The sequence below is a fragment of the Burkholderia sp. Bp9016 genome (assembly GCF_003857765.1).
GTDB lineage: Bacteria > Pseudomonadota > Gammaproteobacteria > Burkholderiales > Burkholderiaceae > Burkholderia.
In genome coordinates, this window is the sequence record NZ_QTPY01000025.1 from 38,208 (window position 1) to 58,752 (window position 20,545).

A 20,545-nucleotide genomic window follows, 5' to 3' on the forward strand; every position below is an offset into this window, starting at 1 on the left:
ATCACCCACATGGAGGACTGGAAATGTCTACCTACACCAAGGAACAGATCAGGAACATGGTCGACGGCAAGCTCGACTGGGACACGACGTTGCGCATGCTGTCGATGCCGAAGGACGGCGAGCGTTTCCGGATGTATGTCGAGGCGCTGCAGCAGAAGCTCGGCTGGAAGGACCGCATCGTGTTGCCGCTCGGCCCGCACCTGTACATCGTGCAGCAATGGGCGACCAAGCACTGGGTCACGCAGTGCGACTGCGGCCACGTGTTCTGCGATTACCGCGACAACTGGAAGCTGCACGCGAACGTCTTCGTGCGCGAATCCGACGAGGCGATGGACGAGGTCTATCCCCGCCTGATGGCGCCGGATACGCAATGGCAGGTCTATCGCGAATACTACTGTCCGACCTGCGCAGCGATGCACGACGTCGAGGCGCCTACGCCGTGGTATCCGGTCATTCACGACTTCGAGCCCGACATCGATGCGTTCTACGCGGAATGGGTGCATCTGCCGGTTCCGGAGCGTGCGCAATGATCTGACATGCGAGTCCGTTCGCGGGGCCCGGCATTCGCCGGCCCCGTCGGCCCGGCTCGCGCCAGGCGTTCTATTTCCGGCCGTTCGATTTTCGAACGGCCGGTTTCTTTTCGGTCACCGGTTTCCGGCGGCGCACCGCACCGCGCGCCAGCTTGCGGGTCACCACCAGCTGGCGCGCGCATTGCTTGCAGTGGCTCGTATCCGGACGGCCGCCCAGGCGCCGTAACGGAGTACGATAGTCGCCACGCCCGCCGCCGGTTGCGGCCAGGCACCCCGCAAAGTCGACAAAAAAGGCCGCTATGACGGCCTTGCGGTTCGTGTCGTCACGAAACCGACAGGAGACAGACATGCAACAGAGAGGCACGCCGATGGACTGGTTTCCCAGTCCACACCACGACGCGAGCATCATGGCCGCATGGGAGCATCTGCTGACCGGCAGCGACTGGCGTTCGCCCGACGTACGCGGCGTGGTCGACGATTCGTGGCAGCGCTGTCTCGTCAGCCACGTCGATCCCGGCGTCGATCGCGCGCCGCCGCCGCTCGATGAAGACGGGCTCGTGCAGCGGCGCAGGTCGAACGGCCGCCTCGTCGATGCCAGTCTGCCGCTGATGCAGCAGACCCGGGATTTCCTGGCGCAGACGGGCACGGTGATGCTGCTGGCCGATCCGAGCGGAATGATCCTCCAGCACGAAGGCGACATGCGGATCGTCGAGCCGGCGCGCGAGGTCGGCCTCATTCCCGGCTGCGAGTGGACCGAGCTGAATTGCGGCACCAATGCGATCGGCACCGCGCTCGCGCTCCGGGAGCCGGTCCAGATCCATGGCGCGGAGCACTTCTGCGCAGGCATCAAGCGCTGGACCTGCTCGGCGACCGTCATCCAGGATCCCCGCGACGGGCACGTCCTGGGCGTGATCGACATTTCGGGGCTCGCGCAGACCTACAACCCGTACAGCCTTGCGCTCGCGGTATCGCTCGCGGGCCGGATCGAAAGCCGGCTCGCGAAGGAGGGCATGGCGCGCCGCCTGAGCCTGCTCGATCGTTGCGCGTCCCGCTTCGGCGCATCGTCCGCCGATGCGGTGATCGTCGTCGACGAACGCGGCCGGCTCGTCAAGGCCAATGCGCAGGTCGTTGCGGTGCTGCGCCGGCTCGGATTCGACATCCGGTGCGATGCGGCCTTCGCGTTGCCCGAACTCGAGCGCTATGCGGACGACGGCCGCCTGCCGGCGAGTGCGCCGGCATGGCTGTCGAGCAGCCACGTCGAAACCGTGCGCGACGGGGCGGACGTGCTGGGCTACATGATCGTGACGCCGGGCATCGCGAATCCTCGCGGGGCTGTCCCGATCGCGCGCGGACGGGAGCGGCGCGGCGGCGAGCCGCGCGGGTTCGAGCGCATCGTCGGCGACAGCGCCGCGCTGCGGGAGGCCGTGAATCGTGCGCGCCAGCTCGCGCCGTCCAGGGTGCCGGTGCTGTTGCTCGGCGACACCGGCGTCGGCAAGGAACTGTTCGCGCAGGGTATCCACCAGGCGAGCGATCGCGCCGACGCCCCGTTCGTCGCGCTCAACTGCGGCGGGTTGTCGAGGGACCTCCTCGCCAGCGAGTTGTTCGGCTACGCGGAAGGGGCCTTTACCGGCGCGCGCAAGTCCGGCGCCGCGGGCAAGATCGAAGCGGCCGACGGCGGCACGCTGTTTCTCGACGAGATAGGGGAAATGCCGCTCGACATCCAGCCGCATCTGCTGCGGGTGCTGGAGGAGAGCGAAATCTACCGCCTCGGCGAGAACACGCCGCGCAGGGTGAATTTCCGGCTGGTCGCGGCGACGCACCGGGATCTGAAGGATGCCGTCGCGAACGGCCGGTTCCGGATGGATCTGTACTACCGGATCGCGGTCACGACCGTGTCGATTCCGAGCTTGCGCGAGCGCGGCGAGGATCTGCCGGCGCTGATCGCGCATTGGCTCGGACACCTGTGCGAGTCCTATGGCCTTTCCCCGCGCTCGTTCGACGATGACGCGTACGAGCGGCTGTTGCGCTACGCGTGGCCCGGCAACGTGCGTGAACTGCGGAACGCGATCGAGGGGGCGCTGCTGCTGTCGGATGGCCCCGTGATCACGGCCGACAAGCTGCCCGCCGAGATCGGCATGGCGGCCTCGATCGATGCGTACGCCGCGCGGCCCGTCGACACGCTTGTGCCGGATGCCGACGAGTCGTTGCGGAAGGCCGAGGCGGAATCCATCCGGCGCGCGCTTGCGCGTCATGCCGGCAATCTGACGCAGGCGGCAAGTCAGCTCGGCATCGCGAAGAGCACGCTCTACGAAAAGATCCGCAAGTATCGCCTGCTCGATGCGGTGAGCGACGTCCGCCGGAGTCGCGCGAAGTCAGTCTCGGCAGGCAGCTGACCGCGCGGACAACCAGGTTCTTCGGCGACTTCCCGTCCTCCCGGGTCGCACGAATCGTCATTTTGCAAAGAATGACGATGTCGCCGGCCTGATTGCCCGCTCCATGCTTCATAATTTTTACGATATGACGTCCGCGTCGGCAAAGCGGTGCGCGTGCCTGCGTGTCATCCGGAGGCTGCGCCCGACATGTGTCGACCGGTCCGCGCGATACCGCGGTATCGCGGGGCCGACCGGGCGACGCCGTGCGAGCGCGGGTCGGCGGACCGGAAGAATCAATCGCCTGGCGGGGGCTGTCCCGTCAGCGCAACGACAAGAAAGGGAGGGGCCGGCAATGAGGCTGGACGACGAAAGAGAGAGCGTGAACGTGGAGGATCGCCGCGGCGGCGGTTTCGTCGGCGGGCGCGGCGCGACGATCGGCATCGGTACGATCGTGGTCGCGTTTGCCGCCTCGTATTTTCTCGGGATCGACCCGCGCGTGATTCTGGAGGGCGCATCGGCGCTGCAAGGTGCGCAGCAGCAGGCGCAGCCCGCGCCAGCGCAGCGTCAGGGCGCGCCGGCGAACGATCCAGGTGCGGTGTTCACGCGCAAGGTGCTCGGTAATATCGAGCGCACGTGGACGAGCGTCTTCAATACCCAGTTGCACGCGCAATACGAGCCGCCGAAGCTCGTGATGTTCACGAACTCGACGCCGACCGCGTGCGGCACCGGCCAGACCGCGATGGGGCCGTTCTACTGCCCGGCCGACCGCAAGGTGTATATCGATCTCGGCTTCTACGACGAGCTGCGCAAGCGGTTCGGTGCGGGCGGCGATTTCGCGCAAGCCTACGTGATCGCGCATGAAGTCGGCCACCATGTGCAGAACCTGCTCGGCATTTCCGACAAGGTCGACGCCGCGCGCCGGCGCTCGAGCGAGGCACGCTCGAACGCACTGTCGGTGCGGATGGAACTGCAGGCCGACTGTTTCGCCGGCGTGTGGGCGAACAATGCGCAGCGTGCGAACCAGCGGCTCATGGAGCCGGGCGATTTCGAACAGGGGCTGAAGGCGGCTGCCGCGATCGGCGACGATCGGCTGCAGCAGCAAGGGCAGGGCTACGTCGTGCCGGAGAGCTTCACGCACGGCACCAGCGAGCAGCGCGTGTACTGGCTGCGGCGCGGGATGGAGTCGGGCGAGGTGAGCGCCTGCGATACGTTCGCCGCGAACGCGCATTGATGTGGCGCTGCGCCGGTGTCCCAAGCCGGTACGCGCGTTTCGGTTGAGGTTGGCCTGATCGTTCCAACCCGGTGCGATCGACGCGCACGATGTTGCGCGCCCCGTTCGGCGTTCATCGCCGAAGGCGCAACGCCCCATGCGCGGTTTCCGTCGCAGATGCTCGCGTCGCGACACGGCGGGCGGTCTTCCCTGCGCCGCCCGAAGCCGAATTGCCGATTTGTGCTCACCGGCGCATTTCGGCGCCGGTAGGCTGGCCCGAACTTCGACGCGTTCGGCCGCCGGCCGCCCCCATCATGCCGACCTCATCCGTTTCCGCCGACCACGAAGCCGCCGACTGGCAGCGCGCGCTGCGCGCGTGCGTGGATGCGTTCGACGCATTCGCGAGCCCGTCCGCGATCGTGTTCTATCGGCTCGACCAGAGCGGCGAACCGGCCGATTTCGAGCTGTTCGGCATGCCGGAGCCGATGCATCGCACCTACATCGCGCGCTACCGGATGCTCGATCCGCTGCATCCGTCGCGCTGCGCGGCAGGCGAACGCGCGGTCGTGACGCTCGCGTCCCAATTGCCTGACGAAAGACGCGATGCGTCCGCGTACTGGACCCGTTTCCTGCGGCGGCACGATGTGGCCGACGTCGTCGAAATCTGGTTGCGCGACGAAGCCCGGCGGACCGTCGGCGCGTTTTCGCTGCTGCGCTTCGGGAGCGGCGATGCTCGCGGCGACGGCATGGCCGGACGGTTTGCGCCGGGCGAGATCGACGCGCTGGCGCGGCTGCAGCCGGTGGCCGAAGCCGCGCTGGGCCCGCTGTTGCGCGCGCGTCGCGGGATTCACCGGATCGGCTGCGAGGAGCGGCTGACCTACCGCGAGGAGCAGATCGCGCGGCTCGTGCGCGACGGCCGCTCGAACAAGGAGATCGCACGCGACCTCGCGCTCGGGCAGCCGACCGTCAAGACGCACCTGATGCGCATGTACCGGAAGCTCGGCGTGTCCAACCGCACGGAGCTGGTCGGCGCGTTGTTCCTGTAATTTTTTCCGTATTCGCGTTCACGCCGCGCCATTGGTCTGACGATAGGGCGGCGTTCGCACGTCGCCGTTACACGTTCCGGCATCACCCGCATTTCGATCTCCACGCGCTGCCAATTTGCGCTCACCCGGCGCACTTCCTCGTCGATACATTGGCCTGAAGCCCGCCTGCCCGAGCGCATGCGGCCAGCCACGACAACTATCGAGACGCCCATGAGCAACACGAACTTCGTCGCTGTCAGCGACACCGTGCGCACTTTCGTCGCGCGCGACTTCGGCCTTTTCATCGACGGTCAAATGCAGCCCGCGCACTCGCCGGCCCGGCTCGACGTGTACGACCCGGCGACGGGCGAACGACTCGCGACGGTCGCCGATGCCGACGCGCAGGACGTCGATCGCGCGGTCGCCAGCGCGAAGCACGCATTCGACTCGCGCGTATGGCGCGGGCTGCGCCCGGCCGACCGCGAGCGCATCCTCCTGAAGCTCGCCGACCTGATCGAAGCCGACGCCGAAACGCTCGCACAGCTCGAAACGCTGAACCAGGGCAAGTCGATCCACGTGTCGCGCGCGGTCGAAGTCGGCGCGAGCGTCGAATACGTGCGCTACATGGCCGGCTGGGCGACCAAGATCACCGGCCAGACGCTCGACGTGTCGATCCCGTTCCCGCCCGGCGCGCGCTATACGGCCTATACGCGCAAGGAGCCGGTCGGCGTGGTGGCCGCGATCGTGCCGTGGAATTTCCCGCTGATGATCGCGGTGTGGAAGCTGATTCCCGCGCTCGCGGCCGGCTGCACGATCGTGCTGAAGCCGTCGCCGGAAACGCCGCTCACCGCGCTGCGCCTGGCCGAACTGGCCCGCGAAGCCGGCGTGCCGCCCGGCGTGTTCAACGTCGTCACCGGCGGCCGCACCTGCGGCGCCGCGTTGTCGGGCCACCCGTCGATCGCGAAGATCTCGTTCACCGGCTCGACCGCGACCGGCAAGCTGGTCGGCGCGGCGGCCGTGCAGAACATGACGCGCTTCTCGCTCGAGCTTGGCGGCAAGAACCCGATCGTGATGCTCGACGACGTCGACGTCGCGCAGGCGCTCGACGGCGTCGCCGCCGGCGCGTTCTTCAACCAGGGGCAGGTGTGCGCGGCCGCATCGCGCATCTACGTGCACCGCAGCAAGTTCGCGCAGCTCGCGGACGGTCTCGCGGGCGTCGCGCAGTCGATGAAGCTCGGCGCGGGCCTCGACACGACCGCGCAGATCAACCCGCTCGTCTCCGCGCACCATCGCGACAAGGTCGTCGAGCACATCGAAGGCGCGCGTCGCGCGGGCCTTACGTTCCTCGCGGGCGGCACGCCGGCCGACGACCTGCCCGGCTACTACGTGAAGCCGGCGGTGATCGCCGATCCGCATCCGGACAGCGCGATCGTGCACGACGAAGTGTTCGGCCCGGTGATCGTCGTCGTGCCGTTCGACGATGCGGCCGACGCGGTGCGTCTCGCTAACGCGTCGCCGTACGGCCTCGCGGCGAGCATCTGGAGCAACGACCTGAAGCGCGTGATGAATCTCGTCCCGCAGATCGAGGCCGGCACCGTCTGGGTGAACTGCCATATCCCGCTCGATCCGTCGATGCCGTTCGGCGGCTACAAGCAATCGGGCATCGGCCGCGAGTTCGGCCAGTACGCGATCGAAGGCTTCACCGAAACCAAATCCGTCTGCATCGCGCACTGACGCGCGGCGCCCGTTCCGAATACCTGACACCCGAAGACCTCGACCCGGAGCGATCGGGGTTCAAACGATCCGAAAGTGGAGATTGCAATGAGCTACAACGAAGCGAAGTTCTGGCACCCGATGCTGCACCCGAACGAAATGAAACAGCGCAAGCCGATCCGCATCGTGCGCGGCGACGGCTGCTACGTGTTCGACGAAACCGGCAAGCAGCTCGTCGACGGCGTCGCGGGCCTGTGGAACGTGAACGTCGGGCACAACCGCCAGGAAGTGAAGGACGCGATCGTGCGCCAGCTCGACGAGCTTGAGTACTTCCAGCTGTTCGACGGCATCTCGCATCCGCGCGCGGAAGAACTGTCGACGAAGCTGATCGACATGATGGAGCCGGAGGGCATGCGCCGCGTGCTGTACAGCTCGGGCGGCTCCGACTCGATCGAGACCGCGCTGAAGATCGCGCGCCAGTACTGGAAGGTGCGCGGCCAGGCCGATCGCACGAAGTTCATCTCGCTGAAGCAGGGCTATCACGGCACGCACTTCGGCGGCGCGTCGGTGAACGGCAACACGGTGTTTCGCCGCAACTACGAGCCGAACCTGCCCGGCTGCTTCCACGTCGAGACGCCGTGGCTGTACCGCAATCCGTTCACGCAGGATCCGGAGGAGCTCGGCCGCATCTGCGCGGAAATGCTCGAGCGCGAGATCCAGTTCCAGAGCCCCGACACGGTCGCCGCGTTCATCGCGGAACCGGTGCAGGGCGCGGGCGGCGTGATCGTGCCGCCGGCCAACTACTGGCCGCTCGTGCGCGAGGTGTGCGACCGCTACGGCGTGCTGCTGATCGCCGACGAGGTCGTGACCGGTTTCGGCCGCAGCGGCAGCCTGTTCGGCAGCCGCGGCTGGGGGGTGCGCCCGGACATCATGTGTCTCGCGAAGGGCATCTCGTCCGGCTACGTGCCGCTCGGCGCGACGGCCGTGAATGCGCGCATCGAGGAGGCGTTTGCCGCGAACGCGGATTTCGGCGGCGCGATCATGCACGGCTACACGTACGCGGGGCACCCGGTCGCCTGCGCGGCCGCGATCGCGAGCCTCGACATCGTCGTGAAGGAAGACCTGCCCGCGAATGCGGCGAAGCAGGGCGCGTATCTGCTCGAAGCGCTGCAGTCGTTCCCGGAGCGTTTCGCGGCGGTCGGCGAGGTGCGCGGCAAGGGGCTGATGCTCGCGCTCGATCTCGTCGCGAACAAGACGACGCGCGAGCCGATCGATCCGCTGTCCGGCTATGCGAACGCCGTTGCGGAAGTGGCGCGCGAGCATGGCGTGCTGGTGCGTCCGGTCGGCACGAAGATCATCCTGTCGCCGCCGCTCGTGATCCAGCGCGAGCAGCTCGACCGGATCGTCGACGCGCTCGCGGCGGGCTTCGAGGCCGTGCCGTTCGCGTGAGCGCCTGACGGCACGCTCGCGTGACGACTAACCGGCGGCGGGCGGCCAGGCTGCCGCCGCCGGTTTGCCGATTTGGGCTATGACCGGATTATTTTGCCTGCGTATTTTTTCGACATCGGATCGAGTTTGAATGGACAGGGGCCCGGGTGCCGAAGCGCTGAAGCGCCGGCCCGGGCCGACCGCGAAGCAACGAACCGGCGCGGGCGCAGAAGCGCCGCCGCCGCTCGATAAGGGAAGGAGACAAAGATGTCGGGATGGTCTGGAGTGACTGGCGCCGCGGGCGATACACCCGCAGGCGCGCCGGTGGAAGCGGGCGGCGGCACGGTGCTGACGGCGGGCGCGGTCGGCTTTCCGACCGCGCTGGCGAGCGCCGTCGGCCTCATCATGGCGAGCCCGGTGATCCTCACCGCGACGTCGGGTTTCGGGATGGGCGGCTGGGCGTTCGCGGTCGCGATGATCATCGCGTTCGTGATGATGCAGGCGCAGGCGACCACCTTCTCCGAAGCCGCCGCGATGCTGCCGACGGCAGGCTCGGTTTACGATTACCTGTCGTGCGGGCTCGGCCGCTTCTGGGCGATCACCGGCACGATCTCCGCGTATTTCCTCGTGCACGTGTTCGCCGGCACGGCGGAGACGATCCTGAGCGGCATCATGGCGCTCGTGAACTTCGAGTCGCTGAACGCAGCATTCGAGAAGCACAACAGCTCGTGGCTCGTCGGCGTCGGCCTCGTGGTCACGTTCGCGATCACCAACATCGTCGGCATCAAGGTGTTCAGCAAGCTCGAGATCGTGCTGACGGCCGGCATGTGGCTGTCGTTGATGATCTTCGGGATCCTCGGGCTCGCGGCCGCGCCGGCCGTGCATCTCGACGGCTGGTTCGGCGGCTCGACGGTCGGCACGTCGATCCCGGCCGTGCTGTCGCTGGTCGGGATGGCGATGTTCATGTTCGTCGGCTGCGAGTTCGTCACGCCGCTCGCGCCGGAGATGAAGGCGCCGGGCCGCACGATTCCGCGCGCGATGGCGATCGGCCTCGTCGGCGTCGCGATCTGCATGTTCCTGTACGGCGCGGCGATCCGCCGCCAGGTCGCGAACGTGCCGGTGAGCCCCGACGGACTCACGCACCTGCTCGACACGCCGGGCGCGATCCCGGCGTTCGCGCTGCAGGTGCTGGGGCCGTTCGGCCGCATCTGGTTCGGCATCGCGTTCCTGTGCGCGGGCGCCGCGACCATCAACACGCTGATGGCCGGGCTGCCGCGCATCCTGTACGGGATGGCGATCGACGGCGCGCTGCCGCGCTGCTTCGGGTATCTGCATCCGCGCTTCAAGACGCCGGTGGTCGGCATCGTCGCGGCGGCGATCGTGCCGATCTTCCATGCGTGGCTGATCAACGGCAATCTCGACAGCATCCTGCACCTCGTGCTCGCCGCGACCTGCGCGTGGGGCACCGCGTACCTGCTCGTCACCGCGTCGGTCGTGATGCTGCGCATCCGCCGCCCGGACCTGCCGCGCCCGTACCGTTCGCCGCTGTTCCCGCTGCCGCAGATCGTGTCGAGCGTCGGCATCGTGCTCGCGATCTGGTACATCACGCCGCCCGGCATGAACGCGCGCGACATCTATGTGCCGTTCGGCGCGATGCTCGGGCTCACCGCGCTGTATGCGCTGTTCTGGACGATCGTCGTGCAGCGCCGGCATCCTTTCAAGCCGGTGCCGGTCGAAGAAGTGCTGCGCAACGAGCACGTCGCATCGTGAGGGCCGCGCTCGCCCGCTGGCGCGCGGCGCCCGATACGCCGCCGCCCGGCCACCGGCCCGGTGCGATCGCCGCCCGCGTGCTCGCCGACCTGGGCGCCGCGCGCGATGCGCACGGCACGGCCGGCGATACGATGGCGCGGTTGCCGAACGGCGTGCGCGTGAGCGTCGGCGAACGGGTCGACCGGCAGTTCCTGATGCATACGGTCAGCGTGACGGTCGCGGTTGCCGCGCGCGGCCCGGCCGCCGAGGGCAGCGCCCGCGTGCTGCAGACCGGCTGGCTGCGGCGCACCGGCGTCGCGGCCGAAGCCGCGCCGGGATGCGCCCCCGAATTCGTGCGGACGGTGGCCGCGCTCGTCGCCCGGCCGTCGCTCGCCGACGCGCTGCGCCCGCTGCACCTGACCGACTGCACGATCACCGCGCGCGACGGGCGCTGGACGCTCTCCATCGTGCCGTTCGGCGGCAGCGAAGTCGTGAACCGGATGCCGTCGTTTCGCCGCTACGTTCGGCTGACCGGCGAACAGGCCGCCGCGCTGTCGGCGGCCTGTCTTGCATTCGAAACCGCACTACGCGGAATTTTGCGGGGGTAAGCTGTGACGTTGCGTGCCGTGAGAACCCGGCGGGCGCGATGAAGAGTCAGGGTTTTACCGGAGATGCCGATGCTGTTCCAGTCACGCTCACACGAAGACGTGCACGATCACGGGCTCGCCATCGCGGGCTGGCATCAGGTCTATCGCCAGATGACGCCGGGCCGGTTCAAGGGCACCGTCACGCAGGTGCTGTACGACGACTTTCATTTCTTCCGCGAGACGACCAATCGCCGCGTCGCGCAAACCGGCGTCGCGCCCGACGGGCGCACGTCGCTCGCGGTGCCGCTGTCGGTGCCGCTCGCCGGCACGTTCCAGGGCCAGCCGGTCGATGGCTATGCGCTGCTCGCCCTGCGCGCCGGCGAGGATTTCGAATTCCATACGCCGGAAGGGATGGGGCTCGTCGGGATCAGCGCTGCATCCGACATGATCGACGAGCTGTGCGAAGCGGAGTTCGGCGTCGCCGGCGCGCGCAAGCTGCGCCATGTCACACGGCTGTCCGACGCGCAGGGCGTCGCGCTCGGCGCGCGGCTGTCGGCGCTGATCGACGACGCGCAACGCAACCCGGCCTGCCTCGACTATGCGGCCACCCGCAAGATGTTCCGCGACGCGATGCTCGGCATGTTCCTCGATGCGCTCGACCAGGGCATCGGCGTCGAGCGGCGCGACATCACGCATGCCACCTACAGCGATATCGTCAGCCGCTGCGAGAAGCATCTGCGCGAGCGGCCCGAGGAGCCCGTCACCGTGCTCGAGCTGTGCCGCGCGCTGCGCTGCAGTCGCCGCACGCTGCAGACGAGCTTCCAGCGCGTCGCCGACGTCACGCCCGTCGGCTATCTGCGCACCATCCGGCTGAACGCGGTGCGGCGCCTGCTGCGCACGACGTCCGCGCAGCAGCTCGGCGTCGGCGAGGCCGCCGCGAGCTGGGGGTTCACGCATCTCGGCTATTTCGCTCGCGAGTATCGCGACCTGTTCGGCGAGTTGCCGTCGCAAACCTTGCGGCCCGAGTGACGTACGAACCTCGCGACGGCGTCGTCGAGCGCCGTCGCGACCCGTCTGCTTCACCATTTGCTGATTTGGGATAGAGGTCCCGAATTTTCGCTGGATAGAGTCCTGTCACCCATATCGACAACGCCATCGGTTTGCAGTGCGAATCGATGAAAACAGAGGGCGGGACATGAAGATCGGACGACGACTGGCTGCTGCGGCGGCTACGCTGGGTTGCATGCACGCACACGCACAGACCTCCGGCAGCGTCACGCTGTACGGCACGGTGGACACCGGCATCATCTATTCGACGAACCAGCAGTTCACGCGCGCCGACGGCAGCACGAGCGGCGGGCATGCCTGGCAGATGGGCGGCGGCAACCTCGTGCCGTCGCGATTCGGCTTCCAGGGTGACGAGCCGCTCGGCGGCGGGCTCAGCGCGGTGTTCTCGCTCGAGCAGCAGTTCCTGTCCGCGAACGGACAGGCGCTGCAGGGCGGCACCGCGTTCAGCCGGCAGGCGTGGGTCGGGCTGCGCAAGGACACGATCGGCACGCTCGGCCTCGGCCGGCAATACGACTCGTACACCGACATGCTCGGCGCATATGCGTCGAGCAACAACTGGGCGACGCCGTACGGCTCGCATCTCGGCGATGTCGACAACCTGAACGCCGCCTTCAATTTCAACAACGCGGTGAAGTTCACCAGCGCCGACTTCAACGGCCTGACGGTCGGCGGCACGTTCAGCTTCGGCGGGCAGGCGGGCGACTTTTCCGCGAAGCGCGGCTATTCGGTCGCGGCGACCTACAACCGCGCGCCGGTCGCGTTCTCGGTCGGCTATCTCGACCTGCACCAGCCGCTCGACGCGGCGCTCGGCGGCGCGAGCGGCTATATCGGCGACTTCGCGTGCAGCAACCCCGGCGCGATGTACTGCCTGCTGCAGGACGCCGGCTCGATGCGCGCGTTCGGCGCGGGCGGCTCGGTGACGCTCGGCGCGGCGACGGTCGCGCTGACCTATACGCACACGCGTCTCGGCGACAGCCGCTACTTCTCGACCGACGCGCAGCCGCGCACGCAGGCATTCACGTTCGACATCGGCGAGCTGAACGTCACGTACATGTTCACGCCGGCGCTGCAGGGCGGCGTCGCGTACATCTTCAACGCCGCGCACACCGACGGACGCGGTACGACGCGTTTCCACCAGGTGAACATCGGCACGAACTACAGCCTGTCGAAGCGCACCGCGCTGTATGCGGTCGCGATCGGCCAGATCGCGAGCGGCACGGGGCTCGGCACCGATGCGGACGGCAACGCGGCGAACTACGCGCAGATTCCGGTGCTTGCGAACAGCAATTCGAGCCGGCAGCTCGCGGTGATGGCCGGCATTCGTGTGAATTTCTGACCGGGAACGGCGGGGCGGCGGCACGCCGGTCGCGGGTCGCCGTCGGCGCCCCATGCGCAAGGGCCGGCCCCGGTCAATTGATGGAAAGCCATGCTTGAAAAAAATCGTCCGTATGCTTAACTGAACGGGCTGATGGATAGAAACTGAATATGGCAAGCAATGGCGCGAAGGATTGGGGACGGTCTTTCCGCCATTTTCATCAGGAACCGGATCGTTGCGCCCGGTGCGGTACCGGGCGCAAGGGACGCGTGCCTTGTGGCATCCGGCTTGTCGCTTGCCACAATACCTTCACGGTCTACGTGAACAATGGCGACGCTTCAGGCGACCCGAAGTGTCGCCGGCGTTGCACACGTGTGCAACGCATGGCCGTCCCGCTACATACGTCGATCGAGAGAGACCTCATGACCCTGCTGAGCCGCCTGCGCGCGCTGTCCGCCGCCGTTGCGCTGTCCTTCGCCGCCTCGCACGCCTTCGCGGCGGATCTCGTCATCGCTGGCCGCGACGACATCTACGGCAAGGGGCTTGCCGACGCCGTTGCCGGTTTCAACAAGCTGCACCCTGGCACCGACATCGAGCTGCTCAAGCTGCCGAACGCGAACCTGTACCAGAAGCTGAAGCTGTCGATGCGCGAAGGCACCGGCGCCTACGACCTCGTGATGATGGACGACACGTGGGCGCCCGAATTCATCGGCAACGGCTGGCTGAAGCCGCTGCCGGCGTCGCTGGCGGACGCCGATCTCGTGCCGTCCACGGTCGCGCTCGGCCGCAACGCGGCGGGCGCGCTGTACGCGCTGCCGATCGTCGGCAACGTCGAGATGTTCGCGTACCGCAAGGACCTGCTCGCGAAATACAAGCTGCAGCCGCCGCGCAACTGGGACGACGTGCTGAAGATCGCGCAGACCGTCGGCGGGGCGGACAAGGGCATGTCGGGCGTGGTGTTCCGCGGCACGAAGGGCAACCCGATCGTGACCGGCTTCCTGCCGATCCTGTGGGCATACGGCGGCGACGTGTTCGACCATGCCGGCAATGTGACGATCGACTCGCGCGAGTCGCAGGCCGCGCTGAAGACTTTCCTGGCGCTGAAGGCGTTCGCGCCGAAGGACGTCGACGTGTACGGCGCGGCCGAAGTGCGCGATGCGCTGCAGCGCGGCACGGCCGCGCAATCGATCGAGGTGTGGCCTGCGTGGATTCCTGCGCTCGACGATCCGAAGCAGTCGCGCGTGGTCGGGCAGATCGCGCTGCAGCCGCCGCCCGGGCAGACCGCCGGCCCGGCGCCGATGCTCGGCATCTGGCAGATGGGCATCCCGAAGGACGCGCCGCACGCGAAGCTCGCGCAGGACTTCCTCGCGTACCTGACCGCGCGCGATACGCAAACGCGCCTGGCCGCCATCGGCATTCCGCCGACGCGCCGCAGCGTGTTTGCCGATCCTGCGCTGGTCCGCCTGTATCGCTGGTATCCCGATCAACTGAAGGCGCTCGAGGCCGGCCGTGCGCGGCCGCGCGTGAAGGACTGGCAGCAGATCGAAAGCATTCTCGGCGACCAGCTGCAGCTCGCGCTGACCGGGCAGGCCGCACCCGACGCCGCGCTGCGTCAGGCGCAGCAGAAGATCGCGCAGGCGATGGCCACGGCCGGCAAGTGACGGCTCGCCGTCACGCATCGTCCGGAATCCGCGCATGAAATCGCTCGGCCGCAGCCTGCCGTTCGTCGCGTTGCTCGGCCCCGCGCTGCTGGTGCTGGCCGCGCTCGCGCTGTATCCGGTCGCGCAGGTGCTGATCGATTCGTTCTGCCAGGTCGACTATGCGGCCGGTCATCGTGCGTTTGCCGGGCTCGCGAACTATCGCGCGGTGCTCGGCGACGACGCGTTCACGGCCGGCTTCGGCAACACGCTGCGCTTCACGATCGTCGCGTCGCTCGTCGAGGTCGCGCTCGGCTTCGGCCTCGCGCTGCTGTTCGTGCGCGCGTTCCCGGGGCGGCGCATCGCGCTGCCGCTCGCGATACTGCCGATGATGCTGTCCACGCTCGTGTGCTCGGCGATCTGGCGCAACTGGCTGAACTTCGACGGCTTCCTGAACGCGCTGCTGGCGACCTTCGGCATCGAAGGCGTGCGCTGGCTGTCCGATCCGCATCTCGCGCTGTGGTCGCTCGCGCTCGTCGACGTGTGGCAGTGGACGCCGATGGCGTTCCTGATCGTGCTCGCCGGGTTGCAGTCGATCCCGCAGGAGCTGTACGAAGCCGCGCGCACCGACGGCGCGAGCGAGTGGCAGTGCCTGCGCGACATCACGCTGCCGCTCGCGGCGCCCCAGATCGGCCTTGCGATGCTGCTGCGCTCGATCGACACCTTCAAGCTGTTCGACAAGGTCTATGCGCTGACGGGCGGCGGCCCCGGCAACGCGACGCAGACCCTGTCGACCTACATCTACGACACGGGCTTCCGCTTCTTCAACGTCGGGCCGGCGAGTGCCGCGTCGGTGCTGATGCTCGCGGCGTCCGCGCTGCTGGTCTCGGGATACGTATGGCAGACGGTTCGCAAGCGGCGCGCATGACGGGTGCCGCATTCGGTCGCACGGCGCCGTGGGCGCTGCGCTTCGTCGCGCTTGCGCTGTTGCTGCTGCCGTGCCTGTGGATGGCCGGCGCGGCCTTCATGCCGACGCTCGAACGCCTCGATCATCCGCTGCGGCTCTGGCCGGCCGCGCCGACATTCGAGCATTTCGCGTCGGTGTGGTCGAACGGCATCGGCGCGCCGCTCGCCAATTCGCTGCTGGTCGGGTTCGGCACGACGCTGCTGGCGCTGGCGCTCGCGTTTCCGGCCGCGTATGCGCTCGTGCGGCTGCGCTTTCCGGCACGGCTCGACCTGGTGTTCCTGATGCTCGTGCTGGCATTGAAGTTGATGCCGCCGATCACGATCGCGGTGCCGCTGTTCGCGCTCGCGAAGCGGCTGCATCTGCTCGATTCGACGTTCGGCCTGATGCTCGCCTATCAGATCTACGCGTTGCCGATGGCGATCTGGATGTTGCTTGCGTTCGTGCGCGACGTGCCGGTCGAATACGAGGAGGCCGCGTGCATCGACGGCGCGGGGCTCGCTCGGCGGCTCGTGCAGATCGTGCTGCCGCTGTGCGCGCCGGGGCTGATCGCAACCGCGATCTTCGTGTTCATCGCCGCATGGAACGAGTTCCTGATCGCGCTGCTGTTCGTGTCGACGCCGAGCCGCTTCACGCTGCCGCTCGCGATTGCCGGCTACGTGACGGAGAACGGCATCGACTGGGGCGACCTGATGAGCGCGGGGCTGCTGGCATCGCTGCCGACGCTCGCGGTGGCCGGCTACGTGCAGCGCTACCTGTTGCGCGGGTTCGCAGGCGGACTGAAGTGACGCGGCGCGTCATGCGCAGCTATGCCGCACCACCTGCGTAACCGGCACCACGCGCGTGCGCGACGCGCCGTCGAAAGTCTGGATCCGCTCGGCGAGCATGTCGACGGCCGCGTGCGCGAGGCCCTGCGTGTCCTGGCGCAGCGTCGTGAGCCGGTACGCGTCGTATTCGGCGGCGGGAATGTCGTCGAAGCCGATCACGCGCAGGTCGTCGGGCACGCGCAAGCCGAAGGCGTTGCGCGCGGCGTCGATCACGCCGAGCGCGAGCAGGTCGGACGAGCAGAACACGCCGTCCGGGCGCTCGCCGGACGCGAACAGTTGCCGTGCGGCGGCAAGCCCGCATGCATGGGTGTCGGATTGCGTGTCCAGCACGCGCACGAGCGTCGCATCGAATGCGTCGCCTTGCTTCAGCACTTGCGCGAACGCTTGCGCGCGCGAGCGTGCGCTGTAGCTCGCCGTGCGCGGCCCGACGAACGCGAGCCGGCGCGCGCCCGCCCGCACGAGCCGCTGCGCGGCGTGGGCCGCGGCGGCCGCGTTGTCGCTGACCACGACATCCGCGCCCGGCAGGTTCGCCGCGCGGTTGATCATCACGACGGGAATCCGGTGTTCCAGATACTGCCGCGCGACCGACAGCGGCGGCGACGCGGACGTCATCACGAGCCCCGCGATCCGGTAGCTCAGCAGCCGTTCGAGCGATTGCCGGACCTGGCGCGGATCTTCCGCATTGGTCACGAGCGGCGTGAACGCGCGCTGCCCGAGCGCGGCCATCAGGTCCGACAGCAGCCGCGCGCGGAACGGATTCTCGAAGCCTGCCGTCACGACGCCGATCATGCTGCTGCGCTGCGTGATCATGTCGCGCGCGATCAGGTTGACCTGATAGCCCAGCGCACGCGCGGCCACCATCACGCGTTCGCGCGTTTCAGGTGCGATGCTCGCCGTCGGCGAGAATGCGCGCGACACCGCGGAGCGCGACACGCCGGCCCGCGCCGCGACATCCGACGCGGTCACCCACGTTTTTCTTTCCTTGTCCGTCATCGACTCATGATTCCTTCGCGACACGAAGCACACACGCCGCTGGCCGACTGGATGTCGGCGCTCGACGACACGCGGCCGCTGCATACGCTGACCCTACCGGGCAGCCATGACACCTGTGCGTATACCGTCGACGATACGCTCGTGCGCACCCAGCGTGCGCCGCTCGCCGCGCAGCTCGAGCATGGCGTGCGGCTGCTCGATATCCGCTGCCGGCACCGGCGCGATAGGTTCGACATCCATCACGGCGGGGTCCCGCTCGGGATGACGTTCGACGACGTGCTTGCAGACTGTACGCGCTTTCTCGATGCGCATCCGCGCGAATGCATCGTGATGTCGGTGAAGGACGAGTGGCCCGCGCACATGTGCACGCGCAGCTTCGATGCGACGTTCGATGCGCATTGCGGGCGGTATCCGCGGCTGCGCTGGCATGCGGGCGGCGCGCTGCCGGCGCTCGGCGACGTGCGCGGCGCGGTGGTGTTGTTTCGGCGGTTTCGCAGCAGCCGGCCGCTCGGTATCGATTTGACCGCCTGGCCCGATAACGCGACGTTTTCGATCGATCATCCCGACGCGGCGTTCGTGATCCAGGATGAATACCGGGTGCCGGTGGCCGGGTCAATTGCGTACAAGTGGCGGGTGATCGATGCGCTGCTGAGCGCGATGCCGTCGCCGCAAAGCGGCCGCTGGGCGATCAATTTCTCCAGCGGCACGGGGATGGGCGCGAATCCGTCAGTGGTTGCGCACGGCGACGGCAGGGTGGTGGGGATACACGCGCGGCTCGCCGAACGGTTGCGCGAGCAGCCCGGGCCGTGCGGCGCGATGCTGCTCGATTTCTGCGATGACGATGACTGGGCGCTGGTGCGGGCGTTGGTGGGGTGTAACGGGCACCGGTCTGTGCCCGGTGGCGGGCGCAGGATAGTGGGGTGTTAGACGGTTCGCGATCCGCATCGCACGCGCCGACGTCAGAAAAGCCCGCGCGCGCACCGCGAGCAGCGACCGGAAGCGGTCGGCGAGGATCAGAACGGCGAGCATCGTGCCGACCAGCGCGGCCGATGTATCGGGTTGGTCCCAATTCGGGACTACGGTTATGTTTATGCGAATCGTTGCCAAAAGAACCCTGCTGAATTTCATCGCCCGCCACGCGCAGGACGAGCAAGCGCTGCTGGCGTGGCATTCGGAAGCTGCGAAGGCGATCTGGAAGACCCTGCAGAACATCAAGGACCAGTACGCAAGCGCCAGTTTCGTTGGCCGGTACGGTGTGGTGTTCAACTTCAAGGGCAACGACTTCCGGTTGATCGTTGCGGTGGCTTATCAGATTGGCGTGGTGTCCGTGAAGTTTGCCGGCACGCACGCGGAATACGACAAAGTCGACGCGGCAACCGTGGAAATGGAGTAACGATATGGACATTCACCCGATTCGAACTGAAGCCGATTGCGAGGCTGCCCTGAAGGCGGTGTCCGCACTCGTCGATGCGGACCCCGCACCTGGCTCGCCGGAGGGCGACGAGTTGGAGATTCTGGCGATTCTGGTCGAGCGCTACGAGGCCGGGCACTTTCCGGTGGCCGCGCCTAATCCGATCGATGCGATTAAGTTTCGGATGGAGTGGGCCGGCCTGTCGGTCCCCGACATGCAGCCCTACATCGGAAACAGTAACCGCGTGTACGAGGTGCTCGCCGGGCGTCGGGCATTGAGCCTTGCCATGATCCGCAAGCTGCACGAGGGGCTGCATGTTCCGGCTGATGGGCTGATCGGAACCGCGCAATGAAAACGGCGCCTTGCGGCGCCGTGTCTGGTCATGCTGTCAGTTGAACTGATCTGCGCAATAGCGCATCAGTGCGCGCTCGACGGTTTCCATGGCATACGTGCCGCTGACCGGGCATCTTTGCCATGGGGCGTCGTTACCGCGTGGCGATGGCGACAGCTGCGCCTGCCATGGCGGCGGCACTGGTTCGGTTCGCAATCTTGATCGCGCGCCGCGTGAGGATGAACTTGCGCACGCGCGTCGCGACGAACGCCCACGCGCAGTCGGCCGTGATCAGCACGGCCAGCATCGTCGCGACGAGCTCGGCCCAGCCGGCCGTGCTGACGTGTGACAGGTCGATGATGGTCGGCAGGAGCGCGAGGTAGAAGAGAACAATCTTCGGATTGCCGAGCGTGACCAAGGTGCCCGCGACGAACATGTGCCACGGCGACTGGCCGCGCGGCAGGTCGTCGGCCTGCGTGCCGGTCGGCGCGGTCCACATCTTCCACGCGAGGAACAGCAGGTACGCGACGCCGAGCAGTTTCAGCACGAGCAGGCCCGTCTCGAACGTGCGCGCAAACGCGGACAGTCCGGCCACCGCCAGCGTGAGCCACAGCGCTTCGCCGATCCACATCGCGGCGAGGAACGGCAGCACGTCTCGCACGCCGTTCGTCAGCACGCGCGCGACGAGTGCGGCGACGCTGGGGCCGGGCGTGCCGGCGGTGACGAGCAGGGCGATGGCGAACACGGCGAGCGTGGACAGCGTCATGGCGAACCTCGTGAAAAGCGGCGTTCGAAAGATATGAAGTTTCGATTATAGTGACGGCCGTTCCCGCCTGCCTACCTCGTCGTGATGACAGTATCGATCCGGATTCGCCGCGCCACGCGCGAAGACGCGGCCGCCATGGCCGCAGTGGAAGTCGCCGCCGCACAGCGCTTTCGCAACATCGGCATGGCCGACATCGCAGACGGCGAGCCGACCGATGCGGCCGACGTGCTCGCGCGCATCGACGGCGGCCGCGCGTATGTCGCGACCGATGAAGCAGGCGTGTGCGTCGGCTTCGCGTTCTACCGCCTGCTCGATGCGCGGCGGCTCTATCTCGAGGAGTTGGATGTCGCGCCGTCGCATGCCGGGCAGCGGATCGGCGCGCGCCTGATCGAACAGATCGTCGCGCGCGCGGCGCAGGACGGCATCGCGCAGATCCTGCTGTCGACGTTTCGCGATGCGCCCTGGAATGCGCCGTACTACGCGCGCCTCGGCTTTCGCATCGTCGACGACGCTTCGCTCGACGACGCGTTGCGCGCGATCCGCGCGCACCACGTTGCCCGCGGGCTCGACGAGACGCAGCGCGTGTTCATGCGCGCGGACGTGCGCGCATGAACGGGTT

At 67.8% G+C, this 20,545-nt stretch carries 19 protein-coding genes and 1 pseudogene; 17 read left to right on the forward strand and 3 right to left on the reverse strand.

The window, feature by feature from the left end; translation table 11 throughout:
- Nucleotides 1–23 precede the first annotated feature (23 nt).
- The 13 genes from DIE13_RS26060 to DIE13_RS26120 all read left to right on the forward strand — a co-directional run bounded on the left by DIE13_RS26060 (nucleotide 24) and on the right by DIE13_RS26120 (nucleotide 16,386).
- On the forward strand, nucleotides 24–530 hold the full coding sequence (locus DIE13_RS26060) for an acetone carboxylase subunit gamma (RefSeq protein WP_124829971.1): 507 nt from the start codon (nucleotides 24–26) through the stop codon (nucleotides 528–530).
- Nucleotides 531–877: 347 nt separating this feature from the next.
- On the forward strand, nucleotides 878–2,923 hold the full coding sequence (locus DIE13_RS26065; protein WP_234745432.1) for a sigma-54-dependent Fis family transcriptional regulator: 2,046 nt from the start codon (nucleotides 878–880) through the stop codon (nucleotides 2,921–2,923).
- Nucleotides 2,924–3,254: 331 nt separating this feature from the next.
- Nucleotides 3,255–4,133 carry a neutral zinc metallopeptidase gene (locus DIE13_RS26070; RefSeq protein ID WP_124829972.1) on the forward strand — a complete coding sequence of 293 codons (879 nt, stop codon included), beginning with the start codon at nucleotides 3,255–3,257 and terminating at the stop codon, nucleotides 4,131–4,133.
- Nucleotides 4,134–4,426: 293 nt separating this feature from the next.
- Nucleotides 4,427–5,158 carry a helix-turn-helix transcriptional regulator gene (locus DIE13_RS26075; protein WP_124829973.1) on the forward strand — a complete coding sequence of 244 codons (732 nt, stop codon included), beginning with the start codon at nucleotides 4,427–4,429 and terminating at the stop codon, nucleotides 5,156–5,158.
- Nucleotides 5,159–5,368: 210 nt separating this feature from the next.
- Nucleotides 5,369–6,871 (forward strand): aldehyde dehydrogenase family protein, encoded by a 1,503-nt coding sequence (locus DIE13_RS26080; RefSeq protein WP_124829974.1) that lies wholly within the window; start codon nucleotides 5,369–5,371, stop codon nucleotides 6,869–6,871.
- Nucleotides 6,872–6,958: 87 nt separating this feature from the next.
- Nucleotides 6,959–8,299 (forward strand): aspartate aminotransferase family protein, encoded by a 1,341-nt coding sequence (locus DIE13_RS26085; RefSeq protein ID WP_124829975.1) that lies wholly within the window; start codon nucleotides 6,959–6,961, stop codon nucleotides 8,297–8,299.
- Between the two features lie 246 nt (nucleotides 8,300–8,545).
- Complete coding sequence (locus DIE13_RS26090; RefSeq protein WP_124829976.1) at nucleotides 8,546–10,048, forward strand: APC family permease; 1,503 nt, start codon at nucleotides 8,546–8,548, stop codon at nucleotides 10,046–10,048.
- On the forward strand, nucleotides 10,045–10,635 hold the full coding sequence (locus DIE13_RS26095) for a DUF3156 family protein (RefSeq protein ID WP_124829977.1): 591 nt from the start codon (nucleotides 10,045–10,047) through the stop codon (nucleotides 10,633–10,635). The genes DIE13_RS26090 and DIE13_RS26095 overlap by 4 nt, the downstream gene beginning before the upstream one ends.
- Before the next feature lie 69 nt (nucleotides 10,636–10,704).
- Nucleotides 10,705–11,643, forward strand: a complete 939-nt coding sequence (locus DIE13_RS26100) for a helix-turn-helix domain-containing protein (RefSeq protein WP_124829978.1) — start codon at nucleotides 10,705–10,707, stop codon at nucleotides 11,641–11,643.
- Nucleotides 11,644–11,809: 166 nt separating this feature from the next.
- A complete protein-coding gene (locus DIE13_RS26105; protein ID WP_124829979.1) occupies nucleotides 11,810–13,018 on the forward strand; it encodes a porin in 1,209 nt (402 codons plus the stop codon).
- Between the two features lie 401 nt (nucleotides 13,019–13,419).
- On the forward strand, nucleotides 13,420–14,658 hold the full coding sequence (locus DIE13_RS26110; protein WP_124829980.1) for an ABC transporter substrate-binding protein: 1,239 nt from the start codon (nucleotides 13,420–13,422) through the stop codon (nucleotides 14,656–14,658).
- A gap of 34 nt (nucleotides 14,659–14,692) precedes the next feature.
- A complete protein-coding gene (locus DIE13_RS26115) occupies nucleotides 14,693–15,562 on the forward strand; it encodes a carbohydrate ABC transporter permease (protein WP_098551608.1) in 870 nt (289 codons plus the stop codon).
- Complete coding sequence (locus tag DIE13_RS26120; protein WP_124829981.1) at nucleotides 15,532–16,386, forward strand: carbohydrate ABC transporter permease; 855 nt, start codon at nucleotides 15,532–15,534, stop codon at nucleotides 16,384–16,386. The genes DIE13_RS26115 and DIE13_RS26120 overlap by 31 nt, the downstream gene beginning before the upstream one ends.
- Before the next feature lie 9 nt (nucleotides 16,387–16,395).
- Here DIE13_RS26120 and DIE13_RS26125 read toward each other — a convergent pair whose 3' ends face one another.
- A complete protein-coding gene (locus DIE13_RS26125; protein WP_124829982.1) occupies nucleotides 16,396–17,418 on the reverse strand; it encodes a LacI family DNA-binding transcriptional regulator in 1,023 nt (340 codons plus the stop codon).
- Between the two features lie 6 nt (nucleotides 17,419–17,424).
- Here DIE13_RS26125 and DIE13_RS26130 point away from each other — a divergent pair, with 6 nt between their 5' ends.
- Nucleotides 17,425–18,345, forward strand: a complete 921-nt coding sequence (locus DIE13_RS26130; protein ID WP_175761723.1) for a phosphatidylinositol-specific phospholipase C — start codon at nucleotides 17,425–17,427, stop codon at nucleotides 18,343–18,345.
- Here DIE13_RS26130 and DIE13_RS33720 read toward each other — a convergent pair.
- Nucleotides 18,346–18,465, reverse strand: a pseudogene (locus tag DIE13_RS33720) (LysE family translocator); the annotation flags it as partial.
- 43 nt (nucleotides 18,466–18,508) lie between these two features.
- Here DIE13_RS33720 and DIE13_RS26140 point away from each other — a divergent pair.
- Together DIE13_RS26140 and DIE13_RS26145 are read left to right on the forward strand one after the other, a co-directional pair.
- Nucleotides 18,509–18,811 carry a type II toxin-antitoxin system HigB family toxin gene (locus tag DIE13_RS26140; protein WP_124829983.1) on the forward strand — a complete coding sequence of 101 codons (303 nt, stop codon included), beginning with the start codon at nucleotides 18,509–18,511 and terminating at the stop codon, nucleotides 18,809–18,811.
- A gap of 4 nt (nucleotides 18,812–18,815) precedes the next feature.
- Entirely contained in the window at nucleotides 18,816–19,181 is a 366-nt protein-coding gene (locus DIE13_RS26145; protein WP_124829984.1) for a type II toxin-antitoxin system HigA family antitoxin, read from the forward strand.
- A 133-nt stretch (nucleotides 19,182–19,314) separates the two neighbouring features.
- On the opposite strand, the gene DIE13_RS26150 is transcribed toward DIE13_RS26145, so the two are convergent.
- A complete protein-coding gene (locus DIE13_RS26150; protein ID WP_124829985.1) occupies nucleotides 19,315–19,926 on the reverse strand; it encodes a LysE family translocator in 612 nt (203 codons plus the stop codon).
- 84 nt (nucleotides 19,927–20,010) lie between these two features.
- Between DIE13_RS26150 and DIE13_RS26155 the strand changes: the two genes are divergently transcribed.
- On the forward strand, nucleotides 20,011–20,538 hold the full coding sequence (locus tag DIE13_RS26155) for a GNAT family N-acetyltransferase (protein ID WP_124829986.1): 528 nt from the start codon (nucleotides 20,011–20,013) through the stop codon (nucleotides 20,536–20,538).
- The last annotated feature ends 7 nt before the right edge of the window (nucleotides 20,539–20,545 follow it).